The following is a 12,978-nucleotide window of genomic DNA, read 5'->3' on the forward strand; positions in this document are numbered from 1 at the left end:
AGCGCCTCGGGTGAGCCGTCAGAGGGTTGGCTTGACCTCCGCCAGCTCCTCCACCGCGTGCTCCTTCTCGGCTTCCTTGAGCTCTTCTTCGCTGATCATCTCGGAAATGACCCGTAGCCGCTCGACCACCCGGGCGTTGACGCTGCCTTCGGGAAACTCGCCGTTCTCGTCCGGTGCGCCGGCCGGCTCGCCCACCAGCAGGCTGAGCGCCTCGTCGGCCTGGCGCACGGCATAGACGTGGAACTGGCCGTTGCGCACGGCCTGCAGCACCCGCTCGTCAAGCATCAAGGTGGCGACGTTGGCGTGGGGGATGATGGCGCCTTGCTCGCCGGTGAGGCCGCGCGCCTCACAGAGGCGGAAGAAGCCTTCGATCTTTTCGTTGACCCCGCCCACCGCCTGCACTTCGCCAAACTGGTTGATCGAGCCGGTAATGGCGAAACACTGCTTGAGCGGGGTTTTCGACAGCGCCGAAATCAGCGTGCAGACCTCGCCCAGCGAAGCACTGTCGCCGTCCACATAGCCGTAGGACTGCTCCAGGGCAATGCTCGCGGAGATCGCCAGGGGGAATTCCTGGGCATAGCGGCTGCCCAGGTAACCGGTGAGGATCATTACGCCCTTGGAGTGGATCGGCTGGCCAAGGTTGACCTCGCGCTCGATGTCGACGATGCCGCTGCCGCCCGGATACACCGTGGCGGAGATGCGCGCCGGCACGCCGAACGCCGAGTCGCCGACGTCGAGTACGGTCAGGCCGTTGCATTTGCCGATGGCCGCGCCGTCGGTGTCGATGAGGATGATGCCGGCGAGCATGTCGTCGAGGATGCGCGCCGAGACCCGCCCGGTGCGCGTGGCCTTGGCCCGCAGGGCGCGGTCGATGTGGCCGCTGTCGGTCTTTTCGTCGTTGGCCAGATGGCGAATGAAGTCCGCCTCGCTGACCAGCTGGAACAGATCGCCGATGCGCGCCGACAGGCGCTTCTGGTTTTCCGCCAGGCGTGCGCTGTAGGTCGCCAGGCGCGCCACCGCGTCGGCGGTCAAGGGCGCCATGCCCTCCTCGGAGGTCCGCGTCTTGAGCAGTTGGGCGAATTGCTCGAGGCTCTCGTCGTGCATCGGGATGTCTTCGTCGAAGTCCACCAGCACCCTGAACATCTCCTGGAAGTCCGGGTCGGCGTCCTGCAAGGCATAGTACAGCTGGCGGGCGCCGATGATGATGACCTTGACCTGCAAGGGGATCATCTGCGGCGTCAGGGTGCTGGTGGCGATGCGCCCGTACTCGCCCAGCGGCGACTCCATCTTCAGCTTGCGCGACTGCAGGGCACGCTTGAGCGCGTCCCAGACGAACGGCTCACCGAGCATCTTCTCCGCTTCGAGGATGAGAAAGCCGCCGTTGGCCTTGTGCAACGCACCCGGGCGCAGCTGGCGATAGTTGGTGTACAGCGCGCCCTGGTCGGTGCTGTATTCGATGCGGCCGAACAGGTTGTCGTATGTCGGGTGCGGCTCGAACACCACCGGCGCGCCGCCGCTGGCGTGATGGCCGACCACCAGGCTGGGCGAGTACTGCTCTTCGAGCAGCTTGCGCGCCACGGCATCGCTCTTGCTGTCGTCCACCAGCTGCTCGACCACGGTCTTGAGCAGGTACACCTGCACCGCCTGCAGGTAGCCACACACCGCGGCGTTCTCGGCGTACTTCTCCGACAGCGGCGCCAGCAAAGGCTGCAACGCCAGGGTGATGGTTTCTTCGTTGAGCTGACGCAACTGGTTGCTCGACTCGCGCTTCCACTGCGGCAGGCTGGCCAGCTCCTCGTTGAGGCGCTCCTCGAGGTCGGAGATATCGCTGTGAAAGCGCTCGCGCTCGGCTTCCGGCAGCCCGGCGAACTCGGCCTCGTCCAGCGCCTTGCCGTCGAGCATCGGGGTGAAGGCGATGTTGCTGCTGTCGCGGTACAGGGCCACGTCCTTTTCCAGCGCCAGGCGCTCGATCACGTCCAGGGCGCGGTCGTAGCGCTGGTTGAAGGCGCGATCGATGGCGCTCTTCTTCTGCTGGTAGGACGGGTGCTCGAACACGGCCGGAAAGGTCGCTACCAGGTTGTCGATGAACGCGCCGATGTCGCTGATGAACGCGTCGGCGCTGCCCGGTGGCAGCTCGAGGGCTCGCGGCTCGCGTGGCTCGTCGAAATTGTTGACGTAGACCCAGTCGGCTGGGGTCTGCAGGCGCTTGCCTTCGGCCTTGAGGTAGCGTTTGACGAAGGAAAAGCGACCGGTGCCCGGCTCGCCCATGACGAAAACGTTGTAGCCGGGGCGCGGCATCGCCACCCCGAATTGCAGCGCTTCAACCGCGCGCTCCTGGCCAAGCACACCGCGAAAAGGCTCCAGATCATTGGTGGTCGAGAAGCTGAACTGTTCAGCGGAAAAGGGGCGAGTCAGCGCCTCGGGCGCTAGACGCAGGCTGGCAGCTACAGGATCGGGCATCGGGCATCCTTACTTCAGAACATCACAAGGTTGAAGGCAGTTTCCTGCTTCGAGCTGCAAGCTGCAAGCTGCAGCGCGTTTGCAGGCCGGTCGCACAAGGGCCGCCACCCTCAGCTTAGCTGGCCCTGCGCCGGGCAAAACTTTGCCTGGCCTGCGGAACCGCCGGATCCGTTCTAAGCTCCAACCTGCGCGCCCTCTTGCAAAGCACTGGCGCGGCCTGACGCGCAGAGATGCCTCAGGTTTTCAGACCCTCGGTTCGCACACAAAGAGAAAAACGCTATGAAAAGGATTCTGCTGGGTACTTTGTTAGCCGCCGCTTCGTTCCACGCCATGGCCCAGGCGCCAGGTGGTCCGGATTGCGGCTGGGGCAACATGTTGTTCGAAGGCCAGCGCGGCACCCCTGCGCACTTTCTTGCATCGACCACCAACGGCACCTCGGGTAACGCCACCTTCGGCATGACCTCGGGCACCAACGGCTGCAACACCTCCGCGCCGCTGACCTACGGCGGCAAATCCTGGCTGGCCATGAATGGCATGATGAACGAGCTGTCCGAAGACATGGCCAAGGGCAACGGCGAAGCGCTGACCACCTACGCCGTGGTACTGGGCGTAGCCCCTGAAGACCGCGCCTACTTCGAGTCGGTCACCCACCAGCACTTCCAGCAGATCTTCACCAGCGCCGACGCAACGGCGAACGACGTGCACGCCAACACCCTGAACGTACTCAAGGGTGATGCGCGTCTGGCCAAATACGCCGCCCAGGCTTAAGCTCCCCCGCTCCATCCCGCCTCGCCAGAGGCGGGTTTCTCCAGTTGCAAGCCCCCTATTTTCTTCACCATCGGTCCAGTAGCCCACGATGCTCAAACGCCTTGCCTGCCTGGCGCTCTGTGCCAGCACCCCGCTGTACGCTGCCACCCACGTCGACGCCGGCCGTGCCGAGCAACTGGCCAACGACCCTTACTGGCTCGCCCTGGGCCATTACACCCCGGCCAAGCTGGGCGGCTGGCGCAGCTATGTCGACGACCGCAAATTCTTTCTCGCTGCCGACGGCGCGCACCACCCGGACGCCGAGCTGCGCGCCACCGTCGAGGCGCTGTACGCCCCGGCCAGTGCCGGCGAACAGCATGCCCAGTGCGTGTTCCCGGCGCGCACGCGCTGGCTCAAGGCGCAACTGGGACTGACCGACCTGCCGAGCCTGGAATGCCATAATTTCAAGCAGTGGTACTCGGACATCGCCCCCGACAGCACGGTGCTGGTGTTCCCGGCCGCCTACCTGAACAGCCCTTCATCGATGTTCGGCCACACCCTGCTGCGTATCGACCAGGCCGACGTCAAGCGCGACAAGACCGCGCTGCTGAGCTACGCCATCAACTTCGGCGCCTACATCCAGGGCAGCGACAACAGCATCCTGTACGCTTGGAAAGGCCTCGCCGGCGGCTACCCCGGGCTGTTCGCGATGGTGCCCTACCAGCAGAAGCTGGCCGAGTACAACAGCCTGGAAAACCGCGATCTCTGGGAGTACCGGCTGAACCTCACCGGCGCCGAGACCGCGCGCATGGTCGAGCACGTCTGGGAGTTGCAGGAGGTCAGGTTCGACTATTTTTTCTTCGACGAAAACTGCTCCTATCGCCTGCTCGAACTCTTGCAGGTGGCGCGCCCGGGGCTGCGCCTGACCGATCAATTCCCGCTCACGGCGATCCCCACCGACACCGTCAAGGCCGTGCAGAAGGCCGGGCTGGTCGAGCACATCGACTACCGGCCCTCGCGCGAGCGCGAACTGCTGGCCCGCGCCGATAGCCTGGCCGAGAGCGAGCAGCAATGGGTACTCAAGGTCAGCGCCGACAGCCATGTGCTGCAAACGGAGGAGTTTCGCGCCCTGCCAGCCGACCGCCAGGCGCTGATCCAGGATGCCGCCTATCGTCTGGAGCGCTATCGCGCCACCGGCCAGGAACGCGACAAGGCGCGCACCGAGCGCAGCTTCGAACTGCTGCGGGCCATCAACCGCAATCCGCCACCGCCGTTGCAAGTCGAGCGCCCAGGGCTGCCTGAGGAGGGTCACGACTCGCGTACCTGGGAGCTGGCCGGCGGCAGCCGCGACCACAAGGCATTTGGTGAATACGGCCTGCGCATGGCCTACCACGACCTCAACGACAACGCCTACGGCTTCCCGTTGGGCGCGCAGATCGAGATCCTCGACCTCAAGGTGCGTCAGTACGAAGGCAATCAGTGGCAGCTGCAGAATCTCGGCCTGGCCACCATCCGCTCGCTGACGCCGCGCACCGACCTGCTCAAACCCTGGTCCTGGCAGGTCACCGGTGGCCTGGAACGGGTGCTCGCCAAGCATGGCGACCAGACCTTGGTCAGCCATGTCAACGGTGGCGCCGGGGGCACCTGGCAGCTGGCGCCGCAACTGCTCGGCTTCGCCCTGGGCACCGTACGGGTCGAACACAACAACGACTTCGACGCCTTGGTGTCCCCGGCCGCCGGTTTCGACACCGGGCTGCTGTGGCGCAACGCCCTGGGCAACCTGAGCCTGGAGGCCAAGGGCGACTATTTCAGCAACGGCGAGGTGCGCCGCACCCTTAGCCTCAATCAGCAGTGGGAGCTGTCGCGCAACCTGGGGCTGCGCCTGAGCGCCCAGCGCGATTTCAGCGAACTGACCAGCGCGCAGAACGAGGTAATGCTCGAGCTCAAGTGGTACCACTACTGAGCTGAAGCAGGGCCGCCGCCCCGCCAGCCGGGGCAGCGCAGCTGCCAAAATGCCATGCAGTGACAGCTATCTGTCATCATTTACAGCAGGACAGAAAACCGTCATGTTCAGCCTCCAGCCTTTTCCCCTGGATGGCCCGACTCATGAAAAAACCCCTGCAACGACGTCTGCAAGCGATTCTGCCGTCGACCGCGGCGGCGGGCCGGCAGATCGCCAGCTACATGCTCGCCAACCCCCATGAGCTGCCTTTCCAGACCGCGGGCAGCCTGGCCCGCCTGCTGGGGGTCAGCGAGTCGAGCGTCGGGCGCTTCTGCCGAGCCCTCGGCTACCCGAGCTTCAAGGCCCTGAAACAGGATCTGCAGGCCGATCTCGGCGAAGGGCCGTGGCTGGTGGGCGAGCGCCTTGGAGAATACCGCCAGCAAGCTGTTGCACCGCACACGCTGGAGCTGGAAATCGCCGCCCTGGTGCGGGTTCACGAACTCAGCCAGACCGCGAGCTGGCAGGCGGTGGCCGAGCGCCTGGCGCGCACCGAGCAGGTGTTCGTCGCCGGCTTCCAGACCGAACGTGGCATCGCCAGCAGCACCGCGCACCTGCTGCAATACCTGCGCGACGGTGTGCACCTGGTCGATGGCGCCGCCGGGCACTACGCCGACGTGCTGCTGAGCGCACCCAACCGCAGCGCCTTGATCGTCTTCGAAGCGCGCCGCTATTCGCGCCATGCACTGCTGCTCTGCCACAAGGCCCGGGCCGCAGGCATTGCGGTGACCCTGGTCACCGACCCCTTTTGCGACTGGGCCGAGCAGAACGCCGACGAGGTGTTCCGGGTGCCGACCGATTTCAATCTGTTCTGGGAGTCGACCTCGGCCATGCTCTCGCTGGTCAATCTGCTGCTCAACGACGTCTGCAAGCACCTCGGAGCTGGCGCCCAGAAGCGCCTGCAGGCGGTTGCCCAGCTGCACAACGAATTCGTCGGCTACACCTCTCCCGCGTTGCCTTCACAACAATAACAACCCACTGCAAGGGGCTACCTATGCATCGGAAAATGCTTGTCGCAGGATTTCTCAGCTTGATGATCGCCGGCCCGTCGGCCCATGCCGACGTGTTGCGCATCGCCACCGAGGGCGCCTACCCGCCCTTCAATTACGTCGACGCCAAGGGCCAGCCGCAAGGCTTCGATGTGGAAATCGCCCAGGCCCTGTGCGAACGCATGAGCGTGCGCTGCACTGTGGTCGCCCAGGACTGGGACGGCATGATCCCGGCGCTGCTGGCGCGCAAGTACGATGCGATCGTCGCCTCGATGGTCGACACCCCGGAGCGGCGTCGCCAGATCGGCTTCACCCAGCGTTACTACCGCACGCCCCTATCGGTCGCGGTGGCCCATGACTCACCGCTGCGCGATGCCCAGGCTACCTTCAAGGGCCTGACGGTCGGGGCGCAATCATCCTCTACCCAGGCCATTCACGCCGAGGACGTCTACGCCAGGGCCGGCGCCAAGGTCAAGCTGTACCCCACTGCCGATGCCGCCAACGCCGACCTCGCTGCCGGCCGACTGGATGTGGTCATCGGTGACAAATTCCCCCTCAAGGCCTGGCTCGATGTGCAGGGCAAGGACTGCTGCCGCCTGCTCGGCGACGTCGACGGCACCCTTGCCAACGCCGCCATCGGGGTGCGCAAGGAGGATGCCCAGTTGCGGGAGCGCTTGAACCAGGCCATCGGCGAAATCGTCGCCGACGGGACCTACCAGAAAATCGCCGCGCAATTCTTCGACTTTGACATCTACCACTGATGGGCTGCGCATTCGCGGGGGCGTGGCTCTGCTCGGAGGAATGAGGACATGTTCGAACATCTGTTTCTGCTCGGCTTCGCCGAGGGCGGCTGGGGCCCTGCGCTGCTGGCCGGCGCCCTGCTGACCGTGGCACTGGCCTTGGCCTGCCTGCCGATTGGCTTGCCGCTGGGCCTGGCCATGGCCATGGCAGCTCGCTCGCGTCGGCGCGTGCTCAGCACGCTGGCGGCGGTCTTTTCCACAGTGTTCCGCGGCCTGCCGGAGTTGCTGACATTGCTGCTGGTGTACTACGGCTGTCAGATCGGCGCGCAAAAATTGCTGGCCTATCTGGGCTATTCCGGCGAGGTGGTGCTCAACACCTTCGTGGCCGCGATGATCGCGCTGAGCCTGGTGTTCGCCGCGTTTTCCGCCGAAGTCTGGGCCGGAGCCCTGAAAACAGTCGGCAAAGGCCAGTATCAGGCTGCGGCAGCGCTGGGCTTCGGCCCGCTCAAGAGCTTTTTCTGGGTGGTCCTGCCGCAGATGACTCGCGCCGCGCTGCCTGGCCTGTCCAACAACTGGCTGACGCTGCTCAAGGACACCTCTCTGGTGTCGACCATCTCCCTGGTCGACCTGATGCGCCAGACGCAACTGGCGGTCAGCAGCACCCGCCAGCCTCTGCTGTTCTATGCTGCCGCGTGTGTCCTTTATCTGTTGCTGGCTGCGCTGTCGGGGCGGGTGCTGGCGCGGTTGGAGCGCCATTACTCGCGACACCTGAGCGAGGGCCGGGCATGACACCGAGCAACCCTTTCATCGATCTGCAGCTCCTCGAGCGCTACGGCCCGCGCCTGCTCGAAGGCCTGTGGGTGACCGTGCAGCTGGTCAGCGTGTCATTCGTGCTGGGCGCGGTGCTGGGTACCTGCATCGCCCTGGGACGGATGTCGCGTAGCGCGGTGCTCAATCGCACGTGTGCGGCCTACATCTATTTCTTTCGCGGCTCGCCGCTGCTGGCCCAGCTGTTCCTGCTGTACTACGGGCTGGGCTCGCTGCGCGAACTGTGGCAGGACCTGGGCCTGTGGTGGCTGTTTCGCGAAGCCTGGTATTGCACCCTGCTGGCGTTCACCCTCAACAGCGCCGCCTATCAGGCCGAAATACTGCGGGGCAGCCTGCAAAGCCTTGCCCCGGGTCAGCGCGAGGCCGCCCGGGCCCTGGGCCTCGGCCCCGTGGCGACCTTTTTCAAGGTGCTGCTGCCGCAAATGGCCGTGGTCGCCATCGGCCCGCTGGGCAACGAACTGATCCTGATGATCAAGGCCAGCGCCATTGCCTCGATGGTCACCCTGTACGACCTGATGGGCGCTGCCAAGCTGGGCTTTTCGCGCAGCTTCGACTTCCAGATCTACCTATGGGCCGCCGTGCTCTACCTGGTGCTGGTGGAGTCGCTGCGCCGGCTGCTCAAGCACATCGACCAACGACTCAGCCGTCATCTGCGCTGAACAAGGAGCGCCACCATGGAGTGTCAGACCCTGATCATCGGCGCCGGCATCATCGGTGTCAGCAGCGCCCTCCATCTACAGGCCCGTGGCCGTCAGGTGCTGCTGCTTGATCGCGGACCACCCGGCAGCGGCACCAGCTACGGCAACGCCGGGCTGATCGAGCGCTCCAGCGTGGTCCCCTATGCCTTCCCGCGCGACCTGGGCAGCGTGCTGCGCTACGCCTGCAACCGCCAACCGGACGTCCGTTACAGCTGGCGCGAGCTACCGCGACTGGCACCCTGGCTCTGGCGTTACTGGCAGGCCAGCGCGCCGCGCCAGCTGGCCCAGGCCACCCGGGCCATGCAGCCCTTGATCCAGCAGTGCGTCAGCGAACACGATGCACTGGCCGCGGCAGCGGGTATGGAGCACCTGTTCAGGGCCGATGGCTGGGTGGAGATTTTCCGCGACCCGCGCGCCTGGCGGCGAGCCGAGGCCGAGGCGGCACGCCAGCATGAACATCGGCTCGCCTATCGGGTTCTCGACTCAGCGGCCCTGCGCCAGCTTGAGCCTGGCCTGAGCGGGCAGGCCATCGGCGCCGTACACTGGCTCGACCCCAAGACCGTGGCTGACCCCGGCGCCCTTACCCGCGGCTATTGCCAACTGTTCAGCGGGCGCGGCGGCGCCTTCCTGCAGGCTGATGCCCAGGCCTTGCGCCCGGAAGCGGCACGCTGGCGGCTGGAGACTTCCAGCGGCCCGGTGCACGCCGACGAAGTGGTGATCGCCATGGGCGCGCAGAGCCGGCGGCTGCTTGAGCCATTGGGTCAGGTCCTGCCCCTGCGCAGCAAGCGGGGCTATCACCTGCACTACCGCAATGCGTCCCAGCCCCCCTTGCAGCATGCGCTGTGCGATTCCCAGGCAGGCTTCGTGCTGGCGCCCATGACCCAGGGTGTGCGCCTGACCACCGGCATCGAGTTCGCCAGCGATCATGCCCCCGCCAACGAAATCCAGCTGCAGCGCTGTGAGGCCATCGCCCGAACACTGTTGCCGCTGGGGGAGCGCATTGACGCCGAGCCCTGGCTTGGCCTGCGCCCGTGTCTGCCGGACATGCGCCCGGCCCTCGGCGCCAGCCGCCATCGCGGACTCTGGCTCAACTTCGGCCATGCCCACCACGGCCTGACCCTGGGCCCGGTGTGCGGCCGGTTGCTGGCAGAGCTGATGACGGGCGAACACCCCATGACGGACCCGGCTCCCTACAACCCCCAGCGTTTCGACCAGCGCCCCGGCTGAGCGACAATTCCCTTACATCGGCTTGACCACGCGTTGACGAATGCCCACCTAGACTTGCGGTATGGCCCCTTGGAAGTAGGCCAGTGCCGAGGTCGAGACAATGAACAACAAATGGTGGTGCGCGTTTTCCCTGGTCCTGCTGGTGGGCTGTCAGTCGACCCACGAACAGATGGTGCAACAGGGTTATCCTCCGGCGTTCGCCGACGGCTATCAGGATGGCTGCACCAGCGGCCGCAACGCAGTGGGCGCCTTGGGCGACTTCGTCAAGAACGTGCCGCGCTACCTCAAGGAAAAACAGTACAGCACCGGCTGGGACGACGGCTTCAACCAGTGCCAGAGCAGTGCCCAGAACCAGGCCAGCGAGGGCTATCGCAACCGCTGGGACGACCGCGAACGCGATTGGGAACAACAGAAGACGCAGATGCAGGGACGCGCCTTCAGAGCCGATTGAGTCGCTGCCGGCGCGGGCTCGATCCCGTCAATTGAAACTCTTGGCCTGTCGGCATGGCCCAAGCCCCATGACAGGAGAATTCTTATGAGCCGTGCCTTCGTCAACGAAGACAACGCTGCCGCCCAGGCCGACCAGCCGGTCGAGCGCAGCGTCAGCCAACAACCCAACTACGTCACCGCCCAGGGCTTTGCCCAGCTGCAGGCGCGGGTTGCCGATTTGCAAGCCGAACAGACCTTGCTGCAGACCCGCGGCGACGACGGCGACAAGCAGCGCCTGGTCGACGTGCAGCGCGACCTGCGCTACTTCACCCAGCGGCTGCAAAGCGCCCAGGTGGTGGTGCTGGCCGACTCGACGAAAAAGGCGCAGATCGGCAGCTGGGTGACCTTCGCCGATGAAGACGACAAGCAGCAGCGCGTGCAGCTGGTCGGCGAGGACCAGGCCGATGTCGCCCAGGGCCTGATCAACTGGGCTTCGCCGCTGGGGCGCGCCCTGCTCGGCGCGGGGCCGGGGGATGAGGTGGTGTGGAAGCGGCCGGTGGGGGATATGGCGATCGAGGTGGTTGCCATCGGCAAGGGCTGACTTGTCCGGTAACGATTGCCTGGCCAAAAGTGGTTCAACCTTGTTCGTTACAAGGCTAAATTGCTGGTCTCCTGCGTTAGCTGGAGAGACTCCATGACGGCCGAACAGCGCTACTACTCAGGCGTAGCCGACTCCCAACCTTTCATCGATCGACGCGTGGCGGCCTGGCTGCTCTTGGGCTTGCTGATGACCGGCCAGGCGCCGATCAATGTCATCCTGCCCAGCTACGCCGCTGATCGCCGACCCCTTGGCAGGCCCGGTATCGCGACGCAGCCTTGGCCCTGAACAAAAAAAACTCGCGGGCTCGGCCCGCTCCCACCAGATGCTGCCAGGTGGGAGCGGGCCAGACCTGCGAGTTTTTCTGCTGACCGATTACGCCAGCTTCTTGTGCCGTACCCGGTGCGGCTGTGCAGCGGCTTCGCCCAGGCGCTTCTTGCGATCGGCTTCGTACTCGGTGTAGTTGCCCTCGAAGAACACCGCCTGTGAGTCGTCCTCGTAAGCCAGGATGTGGGTGGCCACACGGTCCAGGAACCAGCGATCGTGAGAGATCACAATGGCAGCGCCGGGGAAGTCCAGCAGTGCTTCTTCCAGGGAACGCAGGGTTTCCACATCGAGGTCGTTGGACGGTTCGTCGAGCAGCAGCACGTTGCCACCCTCCTTCAACGTCAACGCCAGGTGCAGACGCCCACGCTCACCACCGGAGAGGTCCTTGACGAACTTCTGCTGGTCGCCGCCCTTGAAGTTGAAGCGACCGACGTAGGTACGCGACGGAATTTCATAGTTGCCGATGCGAATCTGGTCGGAGCCGTCAGAGATCTGCTGGAACACCGTCTTGCTGCCGTCCAGGTCGTCACGGCTTTGATCCACGCAGGCCAGCTGCACGGTGTCGCCGATTTCGATGCTGCCCGAATCCGGCTGTTCCTTGCCCATGAGCATGCGGAACAGGGTCGATTTACCGGCGCCGTTGCCGCCGATCACGCCGACGATGGCGCCCTTGGGCATGGCGAACGACAGGTTGTCGATCAGCACACGGTCGCCGTAGCCCTTGCTGACGTTCTTGAACTCGATGACCTTGTCACCCAGGCGCGGGCCGGCCGGGATGTAGATCTCGTTGGTTTCCGAACGCTTCTGGAATTCCTGCGACTGCATCTCTTCGAAGCGCTGCAGACGCGCCTTGGATTTCGACTGGCGAGCCTTGGCGCCTTTGCGCACCCACTCCAGTTCTTCCTTCATGGCCTTTTCATGGGCCGATTGCTGCTTGGATTCCTGGGCCAGGCGGTCGGACTTGGCTTCGAGCCAACCCGAGTAGTTGCCTTCGTAAGGGATGCCGGCGCCGCGGTCGAGTTCGAGGATCCAACCGGCGACGTTGTCGAGGAAGTAACGGTCGTGGGTGATGGCCACCACGGTGCCCGGGAAGTCGTGCAGGAAGTGCTCCAGCCAGGCCACCGAGTCGGCGTCCAGGTGGTTGGTCGGTTCGTCGAGCAGCAGCATGTCGGGGGCCGACAGCAGCAGGCGGCACAACGCCACACGACGCTTCTCGCCACCGGACAGGTGTTCGACCTTGGCGTCCCAGGCCGGCAGGCGCAGGGCGTCGGCCGCCACTTCCAGCTGGCGCTCCAGGTTGTGCCCGTCGCTGGCCTGCAGGATGGCCTCGAGCTTGGCCTGTTCAGCCGCCAGCTTGTCGAAGTCGGCGTCAGGGTCGGCGTAGGCGGCATAGACTTCATCGAGGCGCGCCTGGGCATCCTTGATCACGCTGACCGCTTCCTCGACCACCTCACGGACGGTCTTGGCCGGGTCGAGCTGCGGCTCCTGGGGCAGGTAGCCGACATTCAGCTCGGGCATCGGGCGCGCTTCGCCATCGAACTCGGTGTCGACGCCGGCCATGATCTTGAGCAGGGTGGACTTGCCCGAACCGTTGAGGCCGAGCACGCCGATCTTGGCGCCGGGGAAGAACGACAAGGAAATGTTCTTGAGAATTTCCCGCTTCGGCGGAACAACCTTGCTCAGCCGATGCATGGTGAAAACGTATTGAGCCATGGGTAAACCTGGTGTCGTAGACAGATGAAAAAAATGCAGACCGCAAAGCTACCGGAATGCGCCTGACAGGGCAAACGGCCTACGTTTTGGGCTGGCACTTTGCTACTCTTCGCCGCAGACCGCGATGCCTTGCACAACAAATTCAAAGAAGCTGGAAACGTTGCCTAATAGATTGCCTCGTTGATTGAACCGCCGCGCAGCCCGCAGCCCTAGCTCCACGTCG

12 protein-coding genes are annotated in these 12,978 nt (G+C 64.9%); 10 read left to right on the forward strand and 2 right to left on the reverse strand.

What is annotated here, in order from left to right:
• Positions 1 to 18 precede the first annotated feature (18 nt).
• Positions 19 to 2,460 carry a Lon protease family protein gene (locus SFA35_RS22565; RefSeq protein ID WP_320572862.1) on the reverse strand — a complete coding sequence of 814 codons (2,442 nt, stop codon included), beginning with the start codon at positions 2,458 to 2,460 and terminating at the stop codon, positions 19 to 21.
• Positions 2,461 to 2,739: 279 nt separating this feature from the next.
• On the opposite strand from SFA35_RS22565, the gene SFA35_RS22570 reads away from it, so the two are divergent.
• From SFA35_RS22570 to SFA35_RS22615, 10 genes are all read left to right on the forward strand, one after another.
• The gene (locus SFA35_RS22570) at positions 2,740 to 3,228 is read left to right on the forward strand and encodes a DUF3015 domain-containing protein (protein WP_320572863.1); all 489 of its coding nucleotides are present in this window, start codon (positions 2,740 to 2,742) and stop codon (positions 3,226 to 3,228) included.
• 88 nt (positions 3,229 to 3,316) lie between these two features.
• Positions 3,317 to 5,170 carry a DUF4105 domain-containing protein gene (locus tag SFA35_RS22575; RefSeq protein WP_320572864.1) on the forward strand — a complete coding sequence of 618 codons (1,854 nt, stop codon included), beginning with the start codon at positions 3,317 to 3,319 and terminating at the stop codon, positions 5,168 to 5,170.
• A gap of 143 nt (positions 5,171 to 5,313) precedes the next feature.
• On the forward strand, positions 5,314 to 6,177 hold the full coding sequence (locus SFA35_RS22580; protein ID WP_320572865.1) for a MurR/RpiR family transcriptional regulator: 864 nt from the start codon (positions 5,314 to 5,316) through the stop codon (positions 6,175 to 6,177).
• Between the two features lie 35 nt (positions 6,178 to 6,212).
• Complete coding sequence (locus SFA35_RS22585) at positions 6,213 to 6,956, forward strand: transporter substrate-binding domain-containing protein (RefSeq protein WP_414058436.1); 744 nt, start codon at positions 6,213 to 6,215, stop codon at positions 6,954 to 6,956.
• 48 nt (positions 6,957 to 7,004) lie between these two features.
• A complete protein-coding gene (locus SFA35_RS22590) occupies positions 7,005 to 7,724 on the forward strand; it encodes an ABC transporter permease subunit (RefSeq protein WP_320572868.1) in 720 nt (239 codons plus the stop codon).
• Positions 7,721 to 8,422 (forward strand): ABC transporter permease subunit, encoded by a 702-nt coding sequence (locus tag SFA35_RS22595; RefSeq protein ID WP_320572869.1) that lies wholly within the window; start codon positions 7,721 to 7,723, stop codon positions 8,420 to 8,422. Before SFA35_RS22590 ends, SFA35_RS22595 begins: the two co-directional genes overlap by 4 nt.
• A 15-nt stretch (positions 8,423 to 8,437) precedes the next feature.
• A complete protein-coding gene (locus tag SFA35_RS22600; protein ID WP_320572871.1) occupies positions 8,438 to 9,688 on the forward strand; it encodes an FAD-binding oxidoreductase in 1,251 nt (416 codons plus the stop codon).
• A gap of 100 nt (positions 9,689 to 9,788) precedes the next feature.
• Complete coding sequence (locus SFA35_RS22605; protein ID WP_320572873.1) at positions 9,789 to 10,139, forward strand: hypothetical protein; 351 nt, start codon at positions 9,789 to 9,791, stop codon at positions 10,137 to 10,139.
• 84 nt (positions 10,140 to 10,223) lie between these two features.
• On the forward strand, positions 10,224 to 10,718 hold the full coding sequence (locus tag SFA35_RS22610) for a GreA/GreB family elongation factor (RefSeq protein WP_320572874.1): 495 nt from the start codon (positions 10,224 to 10,226) through the stop codon (positions 10,716 to 10,718).
• Between the two features lie 93 nt (positions 10,719 to 10,811).
• Positions 10,812 to 11,003: a hypothetical protein gene (locus SFA35_RS22615; protein WP_320572876.1), complete on the forward strand. Its 192-nt coding sequence runs from the start codon at positions 10,812 to 10,814 to the stop codon at positions 11,001 to 11,003.
• An 87-nt stretch (positions 11,004 to 11,090) separates the two neighbouring features.
• On the opposite strand, the gene ettA is transcribed toward SFA35_RS22615, so the two are convergent.
• Positions 11,091 to 12,755 carry an energy-dependent translational throttle protein EttA gene (gene ettA, locus SFA35_RS22620; RefSeq protein WP_320572878.1) on the reverse strand — a complete coding sequence of 555 codons (1,665 nt, stop codon included), beginning with the start codon at positions 12,753 to 12,755 and terminating at the stop codon, positions 11,091 to 11,093.
• Between the last annotated feature and the right edge of the window lie 223 nt (positions 12,756 to 12,978).

This window comes from Pseudomonas sp. HR96 (assembly GCF_034059295.1).
Taxonomy (GTDB): domain Bacteria; phylum Pseudomonadota; class Gammaproteobacteria; order Pseudomonadales; family Pseudomonadaceae; genus Aquipseudomonas.